General features: G+C 60.9%; 22 protein-coding genes. 4 read left to right on the forward strand and 18 right to left on the reverse strand.

All coding sequences use genetic code 11. The features are described from left to right. Positions 1-61: 61 nt before the first annotated feature. The gene (locus tag ACIQUF_RS10195) at positions 62-979 is read left to right on the forward strand and encodes a bestrophin family protein (protein WP_403131087.1); all 918 of its coding nucleotides are present in this window, start codon (positions 62-64) and stop codon (positions 977-979) included. Here the strand turns inward: ACIQUF_RS10195 and phnE are convergent. The 4 genes from phnE to ACIQUF_RS10215 are packed head-to-tail and all read right to left on the reverse strand — an operon-like array spanning position 942 to position 4,172. Further along, positions 942-1,709, reverse strand: coding sequence for a phosphonate ABC transporter, permease protein PhnE (gene phnE / locus ACIQUF_RS10200; RefSeq protein ID WP_403131088.1), 768 nt, complete (start codon positions 1,707-1,709; stop codon positions 942-944). The genes ACIQUF_RS10195 and phnE overlap by 38 nt on opposite strands. Beyond that, entirely contained in the window at positions 1,706-2,533 is an 828-nt protein-coding gene (locus ACIQUF_RS10205) for a PhnE/PtxC family ABC transporter permease (RefSeq protein ID WP_403131089.1), read from the reverse strand. The genes phnE and ACIQUF_RS10205 overlap by 4 nt, the downstream gene beginning before the upstream one ends. Further along, positions 2,527-3,321 carry a phosphonate ABC transporter ATP-binding protein gene (locus tag ACIQUF_RS10210; RefSeq protein WP_403131091.1) on the reverse strand — a complete coding sequence of 265 codons (795 nt, stop codon included), beginning with the start codon at positions 3,319-3,321 and terminating at the stop codon, positions 2,527-2,529. The genes ACIQUF_RS10205 and ACIQUF_RS10210 overlap by 7 nt, the downstream gene beginning before the upstream one ends. Then, entirely contained in the window at positions 3,318-4,172 is an 855-nt protein-coding gene (locus tag ACIQUF_RS10215; protein ID WP_403131093.1) for a putative selenate ABC transporter substrate-binding protein, read from the reverse strand. The genes ACIQUF_RS10210 and ACIQUF_RS10215 overlap by 4 nt, the downstream gene beginning before the upstream one ends. Before the next feature lie 119 nt (positions 4,173-4,291). Between ACIQUF_RS10215 and selD the strand changes: the two genes are divergently transcribed. Next, on the forward strand, positions 4,292-5,326 hold the full coding sequence (gene selD, locus ACIQUF_RS10220; protein ID WP_403131095.1) for a selenide, water dikinase SelD: 1,035 nt from the start codon (positions 4,292-4,294) through the stop codon (positions 5,324-5,326). Beyond that, positions 5,326-6,423, forward strand: coding sequence for a tRNA 2-selenouridine(34) synthase MnmH (gene mnmH, locus ACIQUF_RS10225; RefSeq protein ID WP_403131097.1), 1,098 nt, complete (start codon positions 5,326-5,328; stop codon positions 6,421-6,423). Before selD ends, mnmH begins: the two co-directional genes overlap by 1 nt. Before the next feature lie 131 nt (positions 6,424-6,554). Here mnmH and ACIQUF_RS10230 read toward each other — a convergent pair whose 3' ends face one another. The 14 genes from ACIQUF_RS10230 to ACIQUF_RS10295 form a co-directional block, all read right to left on the reverse strand. Next, positions 6,555-6,941: a lysozyme inhibitor LprI family protein gene (locus tag ACIQUF_RS10230; RefSeq protein ID WP_403131099.1), complete on the reverse strand. Its 387-nt coding sequence runs from the start codon at positions 6,939-6,941 to the stop codon at positions 6,555-6,557. Positions 6,942-6,961: 20 nt separating this feature from the next. Next, the gene (locus ACIQUF_RS10235; RefSeq protein WP_403131101.1) at positions 6,962-7,501 is read right to left on the reverse strand and encodes a hypothetical protein; all 540 of its coding nucleotides are present in this window, start codon (positions 7,499-7,501) and stop codon (positions 6,962-6,964) included. After that, positions 7,498-8,061, reverse strand: coding sequence for a GNAT family N-acetyltransferase (locus ACIQUF_RS10240; RefSeq protein ID WP_403131102.1), 564 nt, complete (start codon positions 8,059-8,061; stop codon positions 7,498-7,500). The genes ACIQUF_RS10235 and ACIQUF_RS10240 overlap by 4 nt, the downstream gene beginning before the upstream one ends. 97 nt (positions 8,062-8,158) lie before the next feature. Continuing rightward, positions 8,159-8,542 carry a YkgJ family cysteine cluster protein gene (locus ACIQUF_RS10245; RefSeq protein ID WP_403131103.1) on the reverse strand — a complete coding sequence of 128 codons (384 nt, stop codon included), beginning with the start codon at positions 8,540-8,542 and terminating at the stop codon, positions 8,159-8,161. A gap of 165 nt (positions 8,543-8,707) precedes the next feature. After that, positions 8,708-9,796, reverse strand: a complete 1,089-nt coding sequence (locus tag ACIQUF_RS10250) for a hypothetical protein (protein WP_403131104.1) — start codon at positions 9,794-9,796, stop codon at positions 8,708-8,710. Between the two features lie 110 nt (positions 9,797-9,906). Next, on the reverse strand, positions 9,907-11,115 hold the full coding sequence (gene alaC, locus ACIQUF_RS10255) for an alanine transaminase (RefSeq protein WP_403131106.1): 1,209 nt from the start codon (positions 11,113-11,115) through the stop codon (positions 9,907-9,909). A gap of 246 nt (positions 11,116-11,361) precedes the next feature. Beyond that, a complete protein-coding gene (gene cyoE, locus ACIQUF_RS10260) occupies positions 11,362-12,249 on the reverse strand; it encodes a heme o synthase (RefSeq protein ID WP_400797569.1) in 888 nt (295 codons plus the stop codon). Between the two features lie 11 nt (positions 12,250-12,260). Beyond that, entirely contained in the window at positions 12,261-12,593 is a 333-nt protein-coding gene (gene cyoD / locus ACIQUF_RS10265; RefSeq protein WP_400797572.1) for a cytochrome o ubiquinol oxidase subunit IV, read from the reverse strand. After that, positions 12,593-13,216: a cytochrome o ubiquinol oxidase subunit III gene (gene cyoC, locus ACIQUF_RS10270; RefSeq protein WP_008093824.1), complete on the reverse strand. Its 624-nt coding sequence runs from the start codon at positions 13,214-13,216 to the stop codon at positions 12,593-12,595. The genes cyoD and cyoC overlap by 1 nt, the downstream gene beginning before the upstream one ends. A gap of 3 nt (positions 13,217-13,219) precedes the next feature. Beyond that, entirely contained in the window at positions 13,220-15,238 is a 2,019-nt protein-coding gene (gene cyoB / locus ACIQUF_RS10275; RefSeq protein WP_400797575.1) for a cytochrome o ubiquinol oxidase subunit I, read from the reverse strand. Positions 15,239-15,241: 3 nt separating this feature from the next. Beyond that, the gene (gene cyoA, locus ACIQUF_RS10280; RefSeq protein ID WP_400797578.1) at positions 15,242-16,186 is read right to left on the reverse strand and encodes a ubiquinol oxidase subunit II; all 945 of its coding nucleotides are present in this window, start codon (positions 16,184-16,186) and stop codon (positions 15,242-15,244) included. A gap of 558 nt (positions 16,187-16,744) precedes the next feature. Further along, positions 16,745-17,251 carry a disulfide bond formation protein B gene (locus ACIQUF_RS10285; protein WP_403131109.1) on the reverse strand — a complete coding sequence of 169 codons (507 nt, stop codon included), beginning with the start codon at positions 17,249-17,251 and terminating at the stop codon, positions 16,745-16,747. 323 nt (positions 17,252-17,574) lie between these two features. After that, the gene (hmpA, locus tag ACIQUF_RS10290; RefSeq protein WP_403131110.1) at positions 17,575-18,753 is read right to left on the reverse strand and encodes an NO-inducible flavohemoprotein; all 1,179 of its coding nucleotides are present in this window, start codon (positions 18,751-18,753) and stop codon (positions 17,575-17,577) included. A 159-nt stretch (positions 18,754-18,912) separates the two neighbouring features. Next, entirely contained in the window at positions 18,913-20,715 is a 1,803-nt protein-coding gene (locus ACIQUF_RS10295; RefSeq protein WP_403131111.1) for a hypothetical protein, read from the reverse strand. Between the two features lie 220 nt (positions 20,716-20,935). Here ACIQUF_RS10295 and norR point away from each other — a divergent pair, with 220 nt between their 5' ends. Beyond that, on the forward strand, positions 20,936-22,486 hold the full coding sequence (gene norR / locus ACIQUF_RS10300) for a nitric oxide reductase transcriptional regulator NorR (protein WP_403131113.1): 1,551 nt from the start codon (positions 20,936-20,938) through the stop codon (positions 22,484-22,486). The last annotated feature ends 155 nt before the right edge of the window (positions 22,487-22,641 follow it).

Genomic DNA, 22,641 nt, shown 5'->3' on the forward strand with positions numbered 1-22,641 from the left:
CGAACCTTCAATGCCCCTCGACGTCCGATCCTGCATGCCCACCCCTTTCGAGGCACCCCGCGTGAAAGACCTCATCGCCCGCAAGTACCGCCTGGTGGTAAAGACCTTCGGCTACATCGGCTGGTCGCTGTTCTGGCTGTTGATCTGGGATGTATTGGTCACCATCGATTTCATGCTGTTCTTCAACAGCAAATTCACCCTGCCGCTGATCCCACTGACCTTGCTGGGTTCGGCGCTGGTGGTGCTGGTGAGTTTTCGCAACAGCAGCGCCTACAACCGCTGGTGGGAGGCGCGTACGCTATGGGGCGCGTTGGTGAACAGCTCGCGCAGTTTTGCCCGCCAAACGTTGACGTTGATCGACGACCCCGATCACGAATTGAATCCCGTGAAAGCGACCTTGCTGCGCCGGCATATCGCCTATGTGAACTGCCTGGCGGCGCACCTCAAGGGCGAGCCCTGCCCGGACGAGCTGATGGCGTTCATCCCGCCAGGCGAGTTCGAGCGGCGCAATCGCTCGAACAACTTCGCCAACGATATTCTCAGTGGTTCGGCAGCCCTGCTGGCGCGCGAATACAAGGCAGGCCGGCTGGACAGCATTCGCCAGGCGCGGCTGGAGTCGACGCTGGTGGACCTGTCTAACGCCCAGGGCGGCATGGAACGTATCGCCAATACGCCGCTGCCCTACCCTTACGTGTACTTTCCACGGCTGTTCATCACGCTGTTCTGCCTGATCGTGCCGATAGGCCTGGTCGAATCACTGGGCTGGTTCACGCCGCTGGCCTCGACCGTGGTGGGGTTCATGCTGCTGGCCATCGAACGGATCGGCACCGACCTGCAGAGCCCGTTCCGCTTCAGCGAGCACCAGATCCAGATGGACACCATCTGCGAGACCATCGAGCGCAACCTGGAGTCGATGCAGCGCGAGGCGCAGTGCGACGCGGTCAGGCCCGGACATAGCGCTGGCGCAGCACATCACTGAACGCATCCACCAGCAGCACCAGCACCAGCATCGCAATGATCACGGTGCTGGCCTGCGCTTCCTGGAACAGGCTCAAGGTGGTGTAAAGCAACTGCCCCAGCCCCCCGGCCCCGACGAAGCCGAGCACACTGGCCATGCGGATGTTGTTTTCCCAGCGGTAAAGGCTGTAGGCCAGCAATTGCGGCCAGAGGTTGGGCAAGGTGCCAAAACAGAAGGCGGCCACCTGCCCGCCACCCTGCAAGCGAATCGCCGCAGCGGGCTCTGCCGGGGCATTCTCCAGCGCTTCGGCGAACAACCGTCCCAGCACCCCGGCCGTGTGCAACGCCAGCGCAAGCGTCCCGGCGTTGGGGCCGAGCCCCGCCGCCAGCACGGTCAACGCCGCCCAAACCAGTTCCGGAATGGCCCGCAAGGCATTCAGCAACAAGCGCGCCGCAGACTGTAGCGCCCAGCCGAAATGCCCTGCCGCAGGCAACGCCAGGAGCATGCCCAACGCCATCGCCAGCAACGTTCCAAGGCCCGACATGGCCAGAGTTTCCAGGGCGCCACGCGCCACTGCTTGCATGTGCTCGGCTGACAGGTCCGGCTGCAGAAAGCGCTCGGCATACGCGGCCATCTGCCCCACCCCGCCATCACCGACCAGCGCCTTCAGGTCCAACTCCAGATAACCGAACGAAGCGACCACGGCAGCGACGATGGCGCTTAGTACCAGCACATTGACCACCCGGTTCATGCCAGCCTCCCCCGCAGGAAGCGGCTGAGCAGATCAGCGAGCAGCACCAGTGCGAAGAAGGCCAGCAGGATGCTTGCCACTTCGCCACCCGCGAACATGCGCATGGACAGGTCGATCTGCTGCCCAAGGCCGCCAGCGCCAACAAAGCCCATGACCACCGAAGCGCGTATCGCACACTCCCAGCGGTACACGGTGTAGGACACCACTTCCGTCACCGCGCTCGGCAAGATGCCGTAGAAGAACGCCATAAGCCGACCGCTGCCCGCTTGCAGCAAGGCATGGGCCGGACGCTGATCGACCGACTCGAAAATCTCTGCGTAGACCTTGCCCAGCATACCGCTGTAGGTGATGGCGATTGCCAATACCCCGGCAGTCGGCCCTAAGCCCACCGCCCGCACGAACAGCAATGCCCAGACGATCTCTGGAACACTGCGCAGGAAGATCAGCACGCCACGAACCGGCATCCGCAGCAGGCGCGACCAAACCCCGGCACGGCCACCGCGCGATGCTGCGCCCAGTGAAAGCGCGCGGCTGGCCAGCAGACTCATTGGCACAGCCAGCAACAGCGCAAATGCCATACCGGCAGTGGCAACGGCCAAGGTCTGTAACGTGGCCTCGGCGAGCAGCTTGAGAAACCCGGCATCATGCGCCGGCGGCCAGAACGCGCTGGCAAACGCGGCAATCTGCTGCCGGTTTTCCGCGTGAATAAGCACACCTGGGTTCAGTTCGCTCAACTGCAACCCTGGCCACAGCAGCGCCAAGGCCAGCAGCGTGAGCATCAGGCGTGGCAGCGCGGCCGGATCACGCTCATGGGCCTTCAGCATCGAGGAATCTGTACGGTCAGTGCCGGCTCTTGCAGCGGCTGCGGAGCAAGCTGTTCGTTGGCGTACAAAGCATCCAGCATCTGATCGCTCACAGCCTCTGCCGCACAATCAAACGCTATTTGCCCCTCACGTATACCGATCACCCGCGGGAAATGCGTCAGGGCCAGTTCAACGGCATGCAGGCTGGCCACCAGGGTGACGCTATTGGCCTGGGCATGGCGGTTGAGCAGTGAAAGGCTATGGTCGGCCAACACCGGGTCCATGGCCGAGACAGGCTCGTCAGTCAGCAGCACCTCGGGCCGCTGATACAACGCCCTGGCAATGCCGACCCGCTGCAATTGCCCTCCGGACAACTGCCCGCACTGGACGAACAGTTTTTCGGCCAGCCCCAGTTCGCCAAGCACTTCGCGCGCGCCGGTTACATCAGTGGGATGCACCAGATTGAGCAGCCCACGCAGCGTACCCCACTGCCCCAGACGGCCGGCCAGCACAGCCGTCACCACCCGTTGACGTGGCGGCAAGGGCGGCGCCTGGTGCACCAGGCCTACCCGTGCGCGCAGGCGCTGACGGGCCCTGGCAGACAACGCCCAGGGCTGCACGCCAAATAATTCGAGGCGCCCGGCACTCGGCTGAACCGCCGTGGCCATCAGGTGCAGCAGACTGGACTTACCGGCGCCCGAAGGGCCGATGATTGCCACCCGCTCACCCTTGGCGATGCGCAGGGAGACCGACTCAAGCGCACGGACCTGACCGTGCCGCAGCCCCACGTCATTAAGCGCGATAGTCACTTGAGCAGGCCGGCCTCACGTGCGGCTTGCTCGGTGCCCACATAGTTCTCAGGCTTGGTCTCGATGAAGCGGCTGGCAGCCTGCAGGTCGAGAATGGCCTTGTGCTCGGGGTTGGCCGGGTCGAGATCGAGAAACGCCTTCTTGATCTTTTCCTTGAGCGCCGGGTCCATGTTGCCGCGCACGGTCCAGTTGTAGTCGAAGTACGTCGGCGTGGTGGCGAATACCTTGACCTTGCTGGTATCGACCTTGCCGGCATCGACCAGCTTCTGCCAGACGCTGGCATTGAGCACGCCGCCATCGACCTTGCCGGCCTGCACCCAGGCGACGGTGGCATCGTGCGCACCCGAATAGGCCACGCGGCTGAAGTAGCTCTCGGGCTTGATGCTGTCTTCCTTGAACATGAAATAGCGCGGCATCAGGCTACCCGAGGTGGATGAGATGGAACCGAAGGCGAACGACTTGCCCTTGAGGTCTGCCAGGCTCTTCACCTCAGGGTTGGCGGTGATGAACTTGGAGGTGAACTTGGCGTCCTGCTCACGCTGCACCAGCGGCGTGGCCTTGGGATCTTTCAAGTGCACCTGGACGAAGGTGAAGCCTCCCAGCCAGGCGAGGTCGAGGCGGTCGCTGGCCAAGGACTCGACCACCGCCGGATAGTCGGCCACCGGTACGAACTTCACCTCCATGCCCAATTGCTGGGACAGGTACTTGCCCAACGGCTCGAATTTGCGCAGCAGCTCGGTCGGTGCTTCGTCGGGGATGGCACTGACCCGCAAGGTATCAGCTGCCTGGGCGACAACGGCGCAGCAGGACAGCACGAGGCCGGCGGCAAGCGCCAGGGGGCGTTTGAGCATGGGGGGTTCTCCGGTTCAATAGCGGGGAGTAGGCGGCGATCCGGGGAAAGTATAAGGGCGCATGGCGCAAAGGCCAGCTTTGCTACAATCGCGCAACAATTTGATTCTCTGAGGTGCGTATGAGCGAGCCGATTCGCCTGACCCAGTACAGCCATGGCGCAGGCTGTGGCTGCAAGATCTCCCCCAAGGTACTGGACGTGATTCTTGCCGAGAGCGGCACACAGGCCCTGGACCCGAAGCTGTGGGTCGGCAACGCCTCGCGCGATGACGCCGCCGTCTACGCCCTGGATGACGAACGCGGCGTGGTTTCCACCACCGACTTCTTCATGCCGATCGTCGATGACCCGTACGACTTCGGGCGCATCGCCGCCACCAACGCCATCAGCGACATCTACGCCATGGGCGGTGACCCGCTGATGGCCATCGCCATTCTCGGCTGGCCAATCAACGTGCTGCCGCCTGAAGTGGCCCGCGAAGTGATCCGCGGCGGACGCGCCGTATGCAGCGAAGCCGGCATTCCTTTGGCAGGCGGGCACTCTATCGATGCCCCCGAGCCGATCTTCGGCCTCGCCGTGACCGGCGTGGTCAGCAAACGCCACCTCAAGCGCAACGACACCGCCACCGCAGGCTGCCGCCTGTACCTGACCAAGCCCCTGGGCATCGGCATCCTCACCACCGCCGAGAAAAAAGCCAAGCTGCGCGAACAGGACCAGGGCCTGGCGCGCGACTGGATGTGCACCCTCAATACCCCCGGCAGCCGCTTCGGCAAGCTCGAAGGCGTCAAGGCGATGACCGACGTAACCGGTTTCGGCCTGCTTGGCCACCTGGTCGAACTGGCCGAGGGCAGTGGCCTGACTGCACAACTGGACTACGCTGCCGTGCCGCGCTTGCCGAGCGTCGAGTACTACCTGGCCGAAGGCTGCATCCCCGGAGGCACCCTGCGTAACTTCGAAAGCTATGGGCACAAGATCGGCCTGCTCAGCGAGGAGCAAAAGCACCTGCTGTGCGACCCGCAGACCAGCGGCGGCCTGCTGGTAGCGGTCAGCCCCGAGGGTGAAGCGCAGTTCCTGGCGATGGCGGCCGAGCTGGGCCTTGACCTTGCGCCGATTGGCGCACTGGTCGAGCGACAGAGCCACGCAGTCGAGGTGAAGTGATGCGCCCCGACTGCACCGATTTCCGCCAATTGTTCCTCGACGACGCGCCGATGATGGACATGCGCGCGCCCATCGAATTTTCCAAGGGTGCCTTCCCCGGTGTCGTCAACCTGCCGCTGATGACCGACCAGGAACGGCAGAAGGTCGGCACCTGCTACAAGCAGCAGGGCCAGGCCGCCGCCATCACCCTCGGCCATCAGCTGGTCAGCGGCGCTATCAAACGTGAGCGCCTGCAGGCCTGGGCGAGCTTCGCCAGGGCCAACCCCAATGGTTATCTGTACTGCTTCAGAGGTGGCTTGCGCTCACTGATCGCACAGCAGTGGCTGCGTGACGAAGCGGGCATCGACTACCCACGCATCAAAGGCGGCTACAAAGCCATGCGCACCTTCCTGTTGGAGACGACCCAGCAGGCAGTCGAACAGTGTGATTTTGTCTTGCTGGGCGGCCTGACCGGCACTGGCAAGACCGACGTGCTGCACCAGCTGAACAACGTGCTCGACCTTGAAGGCCACGCCAATCACCGCGGCTCAAGCTTCGGTAAACGTGCCACCGCACAGCCGGTACAAATCGACTTCGAAAACAAGCTGGCCATCGACGTGCTGAAAAAGCGCGCGCGAGGGATTGGCCAGTTCGTGCTGGAAGATGAGGGCCGCATTGTCGGCAGCTGCACGGTGCCGCTGGCGTTGTACCAGAGCATGCAGCAGTACCCGCTGGTGTGGCTGGAGGACAGCTTCGACAACCGGGTCGAGCGCATTCTGCGCGATTATGTGATCAACCTGTGCGCGGAGTTCGTCGCGGTGCATGGTGAAGAACAGGGCCGCAGGCTGTTTGCCGAGCGCATGCTGCAGAGCATGGCCAACATTCACAAGCGGCTGGGGGGGGAGCGCTTTCAGCGGCTGTCCGAAATCCTGCGGCAAGCGTTGGATGAGCAGCAGCGAAGCGGCTCGGTCGACCTGCACCGAGGGTGGATCGAGGGGTTACTGAAGGAGTACTACGACCCGATGTATGCCTACCAGCGTGACGCCAAGGCTGACCGGATCGAGTTTGCCGGAGATGCTGTCGAGGTGCGGGAATACCTCAAAAGTCGAAATCGCTAGGGGCCGCTTTGCGGCCCATTCGCGGGCGGTCCGACGTCTCGGCAAGCCCGCTCCCACAGATTAAGTACTGCCTGTGGGAGCGGGCTTGCCGAGACGTCGGACCGCCCGCGAATGGGCCAGCACAGCCACTATCACTGCCCAGGGCTGAGCACCCGCTCCAGCTCCGCCGCACGCTCGCGGGTCATGTCCATTACGCACATCGCCCCCTCAAGCGGGGCCATCGTTCCACCGCTGGCTTGTACGTGGAATTTGCAGTTGCTGTCGCGGTAAGCGATCCACTGCCGCTGCACGTCGCGCAGGCTCTTCTGCGGCGTTGCTTCGAGCTTGGTCATCAGTTGCTTGTAGATTCTGTTCAACTGCGCATCCTTCAACTTGGTCTCGCCCTGGATGCAGCTGCTCATGGCGACCGTAGTGGAAGCTTTGTCCATGCATTGGGTGTAACTCGGCGAGTTGTCTCCAGCCATCGCCATCGGCACGCTGCCCACTAAGGCCAACCCCATCAGAAGCTGTTTGTTCATCGTAACCCTCCAGATAAACCTCAAAACGCCTGCGGCTGCTCCGGTGGCATCAACACCTTCCCCGGTTCAAATCGCAGCGATGGCATTTGCGTGGCTGTATACAACGTCAACGCAAGGCCCGCGATCAACGCAACGTCGAGCCAGCGCCAACCTGGCATGTCCTCGGCGCTGCGGGCTTTGTAAACATGCCACGCCTGGCCTATGCAAAACACGACGATAGACGCCAACCATAGGTAGAAACCGGCACCAAAGCCCGTACGATCCTGGAATTCATAACTGATGTTGTCCGGCAGCCGTTCGATGCCAAAGCTGCTGGCCGCAAGATACAGCGCACCCAAGCCCGCCACGAGGGCCAAACGACGCAGGCGCCGATGGGCCAGAATCGCCACCGCCAGCAAGGGGTTGGCAAACCATTGAAACAACCCGAATGGAATGCCCCAGGGCCCGTACAGCAACATCTGCAACGCGGGCATGTGCCGCCCGGCACTCATCAGGGCGCCGTCGAAGCACAGCCCGAGCAGATACAGGGCGAGGCTGAGGGTGAGATAGAAAGCTGTCATGCAACCGGTGGCTCAAGCAGTAGACCATAGAGGCCCGAATCGGACAGCTCGCCCGCCACGCACCAGCGCGCGCGCAGCGTGCCTTCAAGGACGAAGCCCTGGCGTTCGAGGGTGCGCGCCGAGCCCTGGTTGCGCGGGTCGATCTCACCTTCCAGGCGGCGCATGTGCAGGGTATGGGCGAGATAATCGATGAAGCAGGTCAGCGCTTCGTCCATGTAGCCCCTGCCCTGAACAGCGCTGGCCAGACAGTAGCCGATCTCGCCACGGCGGGATACGTCGTCGATATTGAACAGCTGGACCATGCCGATCAGCTCGCCATTGTCGCGGCGATACATGCCCAGCTTGAGCTGGTCACCATTAGCATAGGCTTCCCGGTCGGCAGCCAGAGCGCTCTCGGCTTCGGCCAGGTCCTGCCAGGGAGCATGGTGCCAGTAACGCATGACCTCGGGGTCGGCCATGATCGTCAGCCATTGCCCGGCATCGGCGTGGCGCATGGGGCGCAATTGCAGACGCGGGCTGTCGAGGCAGAGGTCACTGGGGAAACTGCGGGGTGGGGTCACGCCGGATCTCCTGTCCATTGCTGGGGAGATGACAGTTTAACGTCATGCGGCGTGCACAAGCACCTCGAGACTGCGCGATGGCCGCCCCAAGGGCGAATCAGGCCACCTCGGCGCCATCATCCGGCCAATGCGGCTCGTTCGCCCCCGGCGGCGTCAGCGGCGGCATCCCGTAGGCCGCACGCGCATCGTCGCAGCTGGGGTTGTGCACCCCACCCTCCCACGACGCCTCGAACTCGCGACAAGGGCTGGAACGATTGGCGTAGATGGTGCACGCCACCTCGGTGCCGATCTCACCTTGAAGGCTGACGCAGCGGCATGGCTTGGCATCGGTGCCGATCATTGCAACCCGGGTGGGGTTGATCTGCACCACCAGGTCATCCGGCACAACACCACCGGCAGACTGGCATTCGCCCCAGAAGAAGGACACACGGAAAAACCCGCAGCAGGCGCCGCAGTCAAGGCAAGGGTTATATTCGGACATGAGGGCACGGAGGGAAGGTTGTTGTTATCGGGGCAGGCCCGCGGCGCCATTTGTAATCGAAGCCGGGGCGCGTGAGAAGAGGGGTGATGCAAAAAAGTTTTCCGTTGATCTGCCGCTTTAGCGGGTCCCCCTCAACGCAGCGCCCTCCCCTGTAGCCGACCGCTTCTAGCCACGCCGGTTCCAGGGCATGCCAAGTGGAAGACGGTCATCGAGCAACTCGCTGAACGGCTTCGTGGAAGCGCCATAGTGCACGGAGCGTTCGCCCTTTATGCCTTCCCTCAAGACGGTGTAGGACTGTTTGCTCATCGCTTGATAGAGGTTGTCTTCCAACTGCATGAGCTTTTGATAGGTCATCAATTGACGGTCGCTGAGGTTCAGGCGATTCGCAAGTTTTGTTCCCCAGCGGGTTAGAAATGTTTCCGCCGTATGCCGGACGATCAAGCCAGGTTCTGCCAGCACCTGACCACTGCTCTTTCCATCGCGCGAAGCATTACCCACCAGCGTGGCGTGCCGCCCAGGTATCGGGTAGATGTACATGACCGTGCTGGGCGCTGTCTTAGGGATCACGGGGGCAAAACCCTTGGAGCGTTCGTCACGCGAGTAGAAGCCGACATACTCCTGCACGTTCCTCTCCAGTGTTATCCGGCAGGACTGCATATTGCCGATGCCGGGTACAGGGTCGAGGGCGAAGATATTGACCGGGATGTGTTTGAGCTCGGGGTCGGCAGCCATGGCGTTCGCCAGCATGTGGCAACTGATGCCACCCCGGCTCCAGCCCACCAGATTGACGCGCGTTGGCAGGCGCGCTGGGCGAGACATCGCGATGATCTGCTCCCGCAAGGCCTGAGACGTGACCTTGCGCTGACCGAAGTTGCGTTGGCCCAAGAACTTGTGCGCCGCATCAGGGATAGGTACGCCAGCAGCTTTCAGCCGGTTGTACTCGACCTTGCTGAGCTCATCGCGCTGCCAGCTGCTCCGCCCCTTGATGACCTGCATCGCATGAGCGACATTTTGGTTCCAGCCTCGTCCGAACAACGTCCCCATCACCGCGGAGTATCTGCCGGGTTCGACGAACAGCTCATCATCTTGCAGATTGCCGCTACCTGGGCCATCCATCGCGACTGCGTAGGTGAACTCTGGGCATAGGTCGTTAGCGGCTAGCGTGGAGACCAGTTCACCGCTCCAGTAGTTGGTGTTGTCCACATCTAATCGGGTAGAACCGGTACCACAGAAGTAGCCTGTAAATACGCTCATATCGCACCTCCATTCCGTAGTGAAGTGGAGAAGCTATTCCCCCGTAACGCTACACGGCACCGGGAAAACTGCCCCCCCACTTCACCCAGCGGCGGCTCTGAGGCGCTCAGCTACTTGCGCACCACGCCATCGGCCCTGAACATCTGCCGGATACCGCGGATTGCCTGGCGAATCCGGTCCTGGTTTTCAATCAGTGCGAAGCGCACATGGTCGTCGCCGTAATCACCGAAACCGATGCCTGGAGAAACGCAGACCTTGGCTTCAGCCAACAACTTCTTGGAAAACTCCAGCGACCCCAGGTGAGCGTACTGCTCTGGGATCTTGGCCCACACATACATCGACGCCTTGGGGTTCTCGACCATCCAGCCCAGCTCGTGCAAGCCTTTGACCAGCAGGTTACGGCGCTGACGATACTGCTCGGCGATATCGCGCACGCACTGCTGGTCGCCCTCCAGCGCAGCGATGGCTGCCACCTGCAGCGGAGTGAAGGTACCGTAGTCGTGGTAGCTCTTGATCCGCGCCAGGGCACTCACCAGCTCGGGATTGCCGACCATGAAGCCGATGCGCCAGCCAGCCATGTTGTAGCTCTTGGACAGGGTGAAGAACTCCACGGCAATGTCCTTGGCACCCGGCACCTGCATGATCGACGGGGCTTTCCAGCCGTCGTAGACGATATCGGCGTAGGCCAGGTCGTGGACTACCAGCACATCGTATTGCTTGGCCAGTGCCACCACACGCTCGAAGAAATCCAGCTCTACACATTGGGCAGTGGGGTTGGACGGGAAGCCGAGGATCATCATCTTCGGCTTGGGGATCGATTCGCGGATCGCCCGTTCGAGTTCGTTGAAGAAGTCCACGCCCGGGACCAGCGGCACCGACCGAACCTGGGCACCGGCGATGACCGCGCCGTAGATGTGAATCGGGTAGCTCGGATTGGGTACCAGCACGGTATCACCATGGTCCAGGGTGCCGAGCATCAGGTGCGCCAGGCCCTCTTTGGAGCCGATGGTGACGATGGCTTCGCTTTCAGGGTCGATGTCGACCTCGTAGCGTTCCTTGTACCAATTGGAGATGGCGCGACGCAGGCGCGGGATGCCGCGTGAGGTCGAATAGCCGTGAGTGTCTTCACGCTGGGCGACCTGCACCAGCTTGTCGACGATGTGCGGCGGCGTGGCACCGTCGGGGTTGCCCATGCTCAGGTCAATGATGTCCTCGCCACGGCGGCGGGCAGCCATCTTGAGTTCGGCGGTGATATTGAAGACATACGGGGGGAGACGATCGATGCGCGCGAAGCGGCGCGGCGAACCTTGGTCGGCCATGTTTACCTCTGGAGACGTAAGCGCCCGGAACCGTCCGAGCGACGCTGGCCGCTGTGGCGGCCTGAATCAGAAGATAGTGCCGACAAGGTAACTGTGTAAAGGATAATTTACTGATTACATAGAACTTTTCAGGCTTATTTTTTGATTCCTTTAGATTTTCATTATTGTGCCGACCTCTTCGCGGCTAACGCCCATAAAAAAACCCTGGCACCAAGGCCAGGGTTTTGGGTATTGCAGGCGACTGTATCAGCGCGCGTAGGTCATCAGCACATCCGCAGCCGTCTGGCTGTCCACCGACATCATCACGCTCAGGGCAGTGACGGTGAGGATGGAGAAGCCGAACACCTTGCGGGCCCACTTGCTGTCGTCCTCGGCCTTGTAGCCACCCCACGCCATGTACAGCCAGTACAGGCCCATGGCTGCTGCCACGGCCATGTAGCCGAGGCCGGCGTAACCGCCGAGGGTGAGCATCAGGGTGGCCAGCACGAAGGCCAGCACGTACAGCACGATCTGCTTCTTCGCCGCGAGGATCCCGCGCGCCACCGGCAGGACCGGAATGTTGGCAGCGCTGTAATCCTTGAAGCGGAAGATCGCGATGGCAAAGCTGTGCGGCATCTGCCACAGGCTGAACATCACCAGCAGGGTCACTGCAGCCAGGTCGAAGCTGTTGCTCACGGCGCAGTAGCCGATCACCGGAGGCATGGCACCGGACAGGCTGCCAACCAAGGTGCCGTGCACCGATTTGCGCTTCAGCCAGAGGCTGTAGAAACCGACGTAGACGATGAAGCCGATGAGTGCGCAGAACGCCGACAGTGGGTTGGCCTGGACATACAGCAAGCTGAAGCCGGCCACCCCGAGCAGGGTGGCGTAGACCAGCGCGAGGGTCAGCGACATGCCGCCCTGGACCATGACACGGTTCTTGGTACGTTCCATCTTGATGTCGATGTCGCGGTCGATGCAGTTGTTGAACACGCAACCGGACGCCACCACCAGGGAAGTACCTACCACCACCGCCAGGAACAGGGCGAAGTCCACATGGCCCTTCGCGGCAAGGAAGAATCCGCCTGCCACGGAAAGCACGTTACCGAAAATGATCCCCGGTTTGGTGATTTGGATAAAGTGCTTTACGGACATGCAGTCTTACCTCACTTGGCCATCATTTCGAAGTGGATGCTGAACATGATCCACAGCGACAGGCCGACCAGCAGCGCAATTACCAGTACGGTAAACAGGAACGTCGACACGTTGGAACGCTGCTCTTTCGAGCGGTCCATGTGCAGGAAGTACACCAGGTGTACTACCACCTGGATGACGGCCATCGCTACCACGATCAGAACGGTCAGGTTCTTCGGGAAGCTCGGGAACATCACCAGGCCGAACGGGATCGCGGTCAGGATGATCGACAGTACGAAGCCGATCATGTACGACTTGACGCTACCGTGGTTACCTTCGTGATGAGTGTCGTGTGCGTTAGCCATTACAGAACCCCCAGCAGGTAGACGACGGTGAATACGCAGATCCAGACCACGTCGAGGAAGTGCCAGAACAGGCTCAGGCAGCTCATGCGGGTCTTGGCGGTCGGCGTGATGCCGTGCTTGTTGATCTGGTACATCATGATTGCCATCCAGATCAGGCCGGCGGTCACGTGCAGACCGTGGGTACCTACCAGGGCGAAGAAGCCCGACAGGAAGCCACTGCGCTGCGGGCCGAAGCCCTCGGCGATCAGGTGATGGAACTCATAGATTTCCATCGCGATGAAGCCAGCACCGAACAGGAAGGTCACAGCCAACCAGCCCAGTACACCTGCTTTCTTGCCGTCGAACATCTTCAGCATGGCGAAGCCGAAGGTGATCGAGGACAGCAGCAGGAACGCGGTTTCAACCAGCACGAAGTCGAGCTGGAAGATGTCGTGACCCGACGGGCCGCCGGCAAAACTGCCGGACAGCACCGCGTAGGTGGCGAAGAGCGACGCAAACAGGATGCAGTCGGTCATCAGGTACAGCCAGAAACCGAGTACGGTCATCTGGCCCGAGTCGTGGTGGTGGTCGTCATGCCCATGGTCGTGACCATGAGCAGCACCGTGCATTACTTGACTGGACATTGATTACACCCGCTCAAACGATTCGACACGTGCGCCGGCAGGCAGAGCACCTGCTTTGGCCAGCGCTTTCATGCGCTCGCCTTCGATGCGCGCCACTTCTTCGGCCGGAACCATGTAGCCCTGGTCGTCACGCGCAGCGTGGCGAACGAAGACCGCGATGGTCGCAACCAGGCTCGCGCCAACCAGCCACCAGATGTGCCAGATGAAAGCGAAGCCGAAGACGGTCAGGAACAGGCCCATGAACAAGCCGGTAGCGGTGTTGCTCGGCATGTGAATGGCTTCGTACTTGGCTGGAGCCTTGTACGCAACGCCCGCTTCCTTGGCTTCGTGCCAGCAGTCCAGGCCAACTTTCTCAGGCATGTGAGCGAAGTTGTAGAACGGAGGTGGCGACGAAGTCGACCATTCCAGGGTACGGCCGCCCCACGGGTCGCCGGTCACGTCCAGGTTCTGGTTGCGGTCGCGGACCGAAACGTAGATCTGGATCAGCTGGCAAGCGATACCGAACAGGATCAGCACGGCGCCGACTACGGCAACGTACAGGTAGGGTTCCCACAGTGGGTTGTCGGAGTGGTTCAGACGACGGGTCATGCCCATGAAGCCCAGGGCGTACAGCGGCATGAACGCAACGTAGAAGCCCGAGATCCAGAACCAGAAGGCAGCTTTGCCCCACTTCTCGTTCAGGGTGAAACCGAAGGCTTTCGGGAACCAGAAGGCGAAGCCGGCAATGTAGCCGAACACCGCACCACCGATGATCACGTTGTGGAAGTGAGCGATTACGAACAGGCTGTTGTGCAGAACGAAGTCAGCACCTGGAACAGCCAGCAGAACGCCGGTCATGCCACCGATGGAGAAGGTGATCATGAAGCCCAGGGTCCACATCATCGGTGCGGTGAAGCGCACACGGCCCTGGTACATGGTGAACAGCCAGTTGAACAGCTTCACACCGGTCGGAATGGAGATCAGCATCGTCGCCAGGCCGAAGAAGGTGTTGACGCTGGCGCCGGCACCCATGGTGAAGAAGTGGTGCAGCCAGACCGCGAAGCCCAGGATGGCGATGGCGCCCGATGCGTAGATCATCGAGTGGTGGCCAAACAGACGCTTGCCGGAGAAGGTCGAAGTCACTTCCGAGAACACGCCGAAGGCCGGCAGGATCAGGATGTAAACCTCAGGGTGACCCCACGCCCAGAACAGGTTGACGTACATCATCGGGTTCCCACCAAGCTCGTTGGTGAAAATGTGGAAGTCCAGATAACGGTCAACAGTCAGCAGTGCGAGTGCGGCGGTCAGGATCGGGAAGGAAGCCACGATCAGCACGTTGGCCCAAGTGCAGGTCCAGGTGAAGATCGGCATGTCCATCAGTTTCATGCCAGGTGCGCGCATCTTCATCACGGTGACGAGGAAGTTCACACCGGTCAGCGTCGTACCCAATCCGGATAGCTGTAGCGCCCAGATGTAGTAGTCAACGCCCACCCCAGGGCTGTACTGAATGCCCGCGAGCGGCGGATAGGCAACCCAACCGGTCTTGGCGAATTCGCCGACGCCCAGGGAGATGTTGACCAGCAGCACGCCTGCCAGCAGCAGGTAGAAGCTCAGGGAGTTGAGGAACGGGAAGGCAACGTCACGTGCACCGATCTGCAGAGGAACCGCCAGGTTCATCAGGCCGGTGAAGAACGGCATCGCCATGAAGATGATCATGATCACACCGTGAGCGGTGAAGATCTGGTCATAGTGTTCAGGCGGCAGGTAGCCTTCGGAGCCACCGGTAGCGGCAGCCAGCTGGGTACGCATCATGATGGCGTCGGCGAAGCCGCGCAGCAGCATGATCATCGCGACGATGATGTACATCACGCCGATCTTTTTGTGGTCGACCGTAGTCAGCCACTCGGTCCACAAGTAGGTCCACTTGCGGAAATAGGTGATAAGACCGACGACAGCGATACCACCGAGCGCGATCATGGCAAGCGTCACCATGACTATCGGCTCGTGATAGGGTATCGCCTCCAGGCTTAATTTACCGAACATCTCTTACTCCTCTGCACCGGCAGCTGGTTGCATACTCGATTCCACACCCTTGGTTGTGGCCAGATCTTTGCTGCCTGCTTCTTCGTGGCTCGGACGACCGCGATTCATGCCTTCGTACTTGTCGACAATGATCTGGAACTGGTCAGGCGAGGCCTCGCTGTACAGCGCGACTGGGTTGTTTTCGCTTGGTTTGGCCAAGGCGTCGTAGGTAGCCTTGTCCAGTTTCAATGGCGACTGCTTGACCTCGGCGACCCACTTGTCGAAGTCTTCCTGAGAGGTCGCATTGGCCTTGAATTTCATGCCGGTGAAGCCAGCACCGCTGTAGTTGGCGCTGATACCGTCAAACTGGCCGTTTTCGTTGGCGATCAGGTGCAGCTTGGTGGTCATGCCCGCCATCGCGTAGATCTGGCCGCCCAGGCCCGGGATGAAGAACGAGTTCATCACGGCGTCGGAGGTGACGCGGAAGTTGACCGGGGTGTTAGCCGGGAAGTTGATCTGGTTGACCGTCGCGATGCCTTGCTCCGGGTAGATGAACAGCCACTTCCAGTCCAGCGCGACCACGTCGATCTGGATCGGCTTGACGTCGGAATCCAGCGGACGGTATGGGTCCAGCTTGTGGGTCGACTTGTAGGTGACGTAACCCAGGGCGATGATGATCAGGATCGGGATGATCCACACCGCGGCCTCGATCTTGGTCGAGTGCGACCAGTCGGGGGTGTAGGTGGCCGCCTTGTTGGAAGCACGGTACTTCCAGGCGAACGCCACGGTCATGATGATGACCGGGATCACCACCAGCAGCATCAGGCCGGTGGCGATGAGGATGAGGTTCTTTTGCTCAATGCCGACCTGACCTTTCGGGTCGAGCAGGGTCCAGTTGCACCCACTGAGTAAAAGCATGCCTAAAAAGGGCAATATGCCAAACAGTCTGGGGTAACGCTTTTTACTCATCTCACGACCTCTAGATCAGCTTGCTTCAATGCAATTTGTGTTTTGGTAGCCAACACTTCGTCCTGCCAAGTGAGGCAATTCGCGCCCGAATACGCTCCTGCCTGGGGCCCGACTGCAGGACCTTGGCTCAAGCGTGTTAGCGGTGCTTATGGTTTCGTAGGCAACAGGCCTGTACTTCAGACCAAGTCCATTTGGTGCGGGAAAACGCGGAGGGGTATCCGCCCGGTATCGCCGCTGGGCGAAACTTGACGAAGTCAGCAAAAGAAAGCGCTGAGGCTTCCTTCAATCCTGCGACTCGCAAGCAGTGCCGAACGGAAATTGGGGGCGATTGTAGTGAGGTCGCCAACCCTTGACTATGACTTATTGAGCAACAGTCTTTTACAGAATGCGTAACAATAGGGGGCGATAAATCAACTTCGCGACAGTTTGTCGCACCCCGCTTGATAGCCCTCAAAGCCGCGTCACGCAAGGCGTTGTGGTTGATCTGAGTCAAGCGGGAGGCGACTTTTCCCTTCTCTCTGTGGGTGCAAAATACCACAGCAAATTCGGGACTTATGTCTAAGGTCGGCGCCGGTTGCGGTAGATACCCAGCGGCACCAGGATGGCGGTCAGCACAAACGCCACCAATGCCCATTGCGCCAGTGACAAGCCGAGAATCGGCGGGTACGGCGTGCTGCAGAAGCCATCGACCTGGAAGGCCAGCGGCCAGAGCTTGGCCAGCGGCAGGTCGTCGACGATCGGCTGCAGGGTGTCGATGCCGCAACTGACCATGGGGTTGGCGAGTATATACACATGATTGCCGGCCGCAACGATTCCACCTATCGCACTGAGCACCACCAGCCCTTCGAACAGGGTCAGGCTGCGTCGCCCGGGCATGGCAGCCGCAAGGAAGGCGAAGATGGCGATAAACAGCAAGGCATAGCGCTGCAGGATGCACAGCGGGCATGGCGCTTCACCGAGCACTACCTGCATATATAAGGCGCCGCCGATCAGGGCGAGGCAGATCACCCCCAGCAGTACCAGAAAGCGCCGTTCCCGATTCAGGCGCGAGGTTTGTTCGTTCATTGCCGATTCCTTCGATGGATAGGGGGCAGCGTGATTGGCCTGCCTGGCGCAAGTCTACACGCAGGGTGGACCTTCAGCGTGTCGAGGAGGCGGCGAGACAGCACGGCGCGGGGCTATCCGGAGTTGGCTTCAGACCGGCTGCCGTGACGTCGGTTCAACGTCGGCCGGAAAAAAAAGCGGCTACCCGAGTGCCGCGCAGGGGCAAGCCCCTCGACACCCGGGAGTGAAGGATACAGTGATTAAAGGGGGATTAAAGGTGAAAGGTGCCGAGGCACCTTTCACTTTTCCTTCTATATAGGTGGGAAGACCGAGGGTTGGTCAGGTCACTCCAGCGCTGCCGCCGGCCCGAAGAACTCATACCGGCTCTGATGCTCCGGGATGCCCAACCCTTTGAGGTGGCGCTTGATCACTGCCATGAAGCCCTTTGGCCCAAGGAAGTATGCATCCACATCACGCTCAACCGGCATCCACTCACCCAGCAAGTCCTGGCTTAACAGCCCCACCGCATCGGCACCGCGCGAACCATCCTCCTCGGCATAGCAGTAGAACCGCTTGAGCTGCGGATGATGCTCGGCCAGCCCATCAACCCAGTCACGGAAGGCATGTACCGCACCATTGCGTGCACAGTGGATGAAGTGCACCGGCCGCTGAGTCTCAAGGGCTGCCTCGAGCATGGCCAGGGTCGGAGTGATGCCGACGCCGCCACTAATCAGCACCAGTGGCTTGTCACTGGCGGCCAGGGTGAAGTCGCCGGAAGGCGGGAACAGTTGCAGCGTGTCGCCAACCACGAACGCGTCATGCAGGTAGCTGGAAACCTTTCCGCCCTCCTCGCGCTTGACGCTGATGCGGTACTCCTTGCCATCGCACAGGGCAGACAGTGAATAGTTGCGGCGATGCTCGGCACCGTCGATGAACAGCTGCAATCCGATGTATTGACCGGGTTCGGCCTTGAGCACCGGCTTGCCATCGACCGGCGCAAAGTAGAAGGAAACGATTTCGCTGCTTTCACGCTCGCGACGCACCAGCCGAAACTCGCGGCTACCGCGCCAGCCACCGGCGGCTTCTTCCTTCTGTTTATACAAGCCTTCCTCGGCACCAATGAGGATATCGGCCAGTTGCCCGTAGGCCGCGCCCCAGGCAGCGATCACTTCAGGGGTGGCGATGTCCTTGCCGAGGACTTCTTCGATGGCACGCAGCAGGCAGCTGCCGACGATCGGGTAATGCTCCGGCAGAATCTGCAGGGCAACATGCTTGTTGATGATCTGGCCGACCAGACCGCCCAGCTGCTCCAGCTGGTCGATGTGACGGGCGTACATCAGCACGCCGTTGGCCAGGGCACGCGGCTGGTCGCCGCTGGCCTGGTGGGTCTGGTTGAACAGCGGCCTGACTTCAGGGTATTCGCTGAGCATCAGCTTGTAGAAGTGGGTGGTCAGCGTTTCGCCGCCTGTTTCCAGCAGCGGGACAGTAGCTTTGATGATTGCACGTTGTTCGGCATTGAGCATTGCAGCAACTCCTGAGCCTGAGGCTTCGAATGGTTGCCATTCATAGACCAAGAATCATGCCAAACAAAAAAGTCATTAAAAACAAAAAGTTAAAAGGCAAAAAGTCAAAATGACACGATCTCGAAATGAGTCATTTTGACTCCATGTAGTCATATCGACTCAAGCGACAGAATAAGTCACCGATACATCGATGTCCTCGAAGGGCAGGATATTCGTATTGGTCACATTGAAGCTGAATGGGAACTGCTGGAACGTCGCGGTCTGCTCGTGGGGCGGTGGTGTATTACCGACCGCCGCCGCCCAATGAAGTGTAACCACTTGACCGGGACGCAGCGGCGAAGTGTCAGGAATCACCACGACCGCAGTTGGCGTATCTGACGGAAGGAACGCGTCGCCTCCAGTACCTTGGACCTGCGCGCAAGTGGGTGCAGGGTACTCCACTGGAACCGTGTCCACGACGCTGTAAAGCTGTTCGCCAGATTTTCGGGTAATCCCGTAGGCAGGCGTGTACACCGTATAGTGGAGAGTAAGCGTGCCATCAACCAGCGCCAGCAAATGTAGCGTACTGACCTCAAATACTAACTCTTTATCCGCGCCACCTGGGGGGATGGGCAAGTCGGTGTAGTATATCAGCGGCACACCCCCGCCCGCCGCCTGCCCTGTCCAATACATAGTGACCGTGTCGCCTTCCATTTGCCCTGGATACAGCGGAATACGCACATGCACGATTGTCCCGGTCAGGTTTGCAAGGTCGATTGCATCTTCCACGGCTTCATCGAGCGTTGGTGGCAACAGTTCCGAGACCTCACCGACGACGGTGACCGTGCGGGTACGCGAGGGCCTAGGTGCCCCGCCCGCAGGCGTCGATTCGTAGTACACCCGGGCGGAACCTTTGACCACCAAGGCGGCAACCGCATGGGGAAGCTGGAATATAAGATCACTCGGCGAATTCACCACTCTCGGATCAAAGTGATGTGCTACTTCCTGGCCTCCGGCGGTCTGGCCGACCCAGTGCAGGGCGATGGTGTCACCCCCGGCAAAGCCGTTGTAGAACGGCACTTCAATCTGCACGTCTGCGCCTCGGAGCGGCGTAAGGTCCAGCTGGTAAGGTGGCGATTCTGCGCCCTTTACGATCGGTTCGGCGAGAGCATTGGGATCCACCACTTCGACCAAAGCGGAATACGAGGGCCGCGAGTAGTTCTGCACGCGGTCACGAATGTAGTAATACACCGGCAGATCCTTGCCGCTGAATCCCTGGTCGATGACCTCCTTCGGCAGGGTGAACACCAGTGATTTGCCAACGTCCGCTGCCACCAGGCGTGGACGCACATGGCTAACCCCGTTCCAGACCAGGGTCAGCTGGTCATCGACTTGCATCCCTCGCCACATCGGCACAGTGACCACGACTTCCGGAGTCGTAGCATCGATCACATCAGGCTTGACCTGCGGTGCCTGTAAGTACTCGTTGATCGGCGTATCTGTGTCCGGATCCAGCCCGCCTGGAACCACCAGATCGATCAGCACAGGGCGGTAATCACTGTAGTTGGTGGTCTCAGCGTCCACATCATATAGCGAGTAGTAGAAATACCCGAAGTGCGGGTAAGGGAGGGGGGAGGGCAGGTTTAGATCACTACGCAGCACGGTAAAACTCAACCAACCCTTTTCAATGATTTCTTCATCGAGAGGGTACGTTTGCACCGGAGATTCCAGCGGATCTTCCGTCGGCGGCTGAGAGTTCGGTTCGGTGGCCGTCCAGAACAATCTAGCCCTGTGACTTGCGTGGATAGGTTCAGGCAAACGAGCGATCAACGACACCGCACGGGTTTCATCGTCAAGCTGAGCCCATCCGAGGCCCTCGCTGTAACCCTCAGGTGTATCCATATCAGGGATGGTCAACGGATTAAGCTCATCGACTTTGAGCGAAACTTTCAGCGATTGGCGCAGTTTTTCTTCAGCACTCATGATGATCTTTCCAGGGATTGGGAAGGTTACCGCACGGAATGCATGCAGCATCGGAGCCCTATTCAGATATCGCAATCGTCCAAACTCCGGGCATGACTCAACACTATCTAAGCCCGCGGGCTGCGTAACCTGGCATTTTTACTAGTACCCCCTCCTTCCGACCTTGACGACCGTATGCGACTCGTCGACCTTATGGTCATTTCGACCCTGTGGACGCGCCATGACCGCAAAGCCCCTGCTTACCGCCCTGCTCCCCCTGGTCAGCGACCTGTCCCGTGACCTGCCCGACCAGGAACGCTACCGCCGGCTGCTGCAAGCCATGCGTGGACTGCTGCCGTGCGATGCCGCCGCACTGCTGCGTCTGGACGGCGACTGGCTGGTGCCATTGGCAGTCGATGGACTCTCGCCGGACACGCTGGGCAGACGCTTCAAAGTCAGCGAGCACCCGCGCTTCGAGATCCTGCTCAGCCGCGCCGAGCCCACCCGCTTCCCCAGCGACTCCGAATTGCCTGACCCATACGACGGCTTGGTCCACGCCCATGACGTCGATCTAGAAGTGCATGACTGCATGGGCTGCCCGCTGATGGTCGACGAACGCCCGTGGGGCCTGCTGACCCTGGACGCCCTGACCCCCGGCCAGTTCCAGAGCCTGGAACTGGATGCCTTGCAGGCTTTCGCCAGCCTGGCCGCCGCCACCGTCACAGTGGCCGAACGCATCGAACATCTGGCCCTGCGCGCCGAGGATGAACACCAACGTGCCGAGGTCTATCGCCAGGCCATCGGTCAGGACAAGGAACTTATCGGCCAGAGCCCAGCGCACAAACGCCTGGTGGAAGAAATTCGCCTGGTCGGCGGCAGCGACCTGACCGTGCTGATCACCGGCGAAACCGGCGTCGGCAAGGAACTGGTAGCCCAGGCCCTGCACCAGGCCAGCAGCCGCGCCAACAAGCCGCTGATCAGCCTCAACTGCGCCGCGCTTCCCGACACCCTGGTGGAAAGCGAGCTGTTCGGCCACGTGCGCGGAGCCTTCACCGGTGCCCACGGCGAACGGCGCGGCAAGTTCGAGCTGGCCAACGGTGGCACGCTGTTTCTCGATGAAGTCGGCGAACTGCCGCTGACCGTTCAAGCCAAGCTGCTGCGGGTTTTGCAGAGCGGGCAACTGCAACGCCTGGGCTCGGACCGCGAGCATCACGTCGACGTGCGCCTGATCGCAGCGACCAACCGCGACCTGGCCGCCGAAGTGCGCAACGGCAACTACCGCGCCGACTTCTACCATCGTCTCAGCGTGTACCCGTTGCATGTCCCACCACTGCGCGAACGTGGGCGAGACGTGCTGCTATTGGCTGGCTACTTCCTCGAACAGAACCGATCTCGCCTTGGCCTGAACAGCCTGCGCCTGAGCAGCGCAGCCCAAGCCGCGCTGCTGGCCTACGACTGGCCGGGCAACGTGCGGGAACTGGAACATTTGATAGGCCGATCGGCGCTCAAAGCCATGGGCCAGCATCCCGAGCGGCCCCGCATCCTCACCCTGGAAGCCAGCGACCTTGCCCTGCATGCCGTGGCGCCCTTGGCACAGACGCCTGCACCTGCCCCGTTGGCAGACCCGTCACTGCCCGAGGGTGGCCTGCGCGAAGCCGTCGACGTCTACCAGCGCCAGGTGATCGATGCCTGCCTGCAGCGCCACCAAGACAACTGGGCCGCCGCCGCTCGCGAACTGGGCCTGGACCGCGCCAACCTCAGCCGCCTGGCGCGCCGCTTAGGCTTGCGCTAGAGCCTTCCCTACCAAAGGATTAACCCAGAAAGCCTCTGGTTGCTTCCCGTTGGACTGCTATATCTCCCTTACCACCGGTAACAGGGCCGCTACACGGCCCAGCTGCGCGCAGCCAGTTACGACGTTGCGCCAGCTACGGATCGCAGATGCCGATC

The sequence above is a fragment of the Pseudomonas sp. NPDC090233 genome, assembly GCF_044772285.1.
GTDB lineage: Bacteria > Pseudomonadota > Gammaproteobacteria > Pseudomonadales > Pseudomonadaceae > Aquipseudomonas.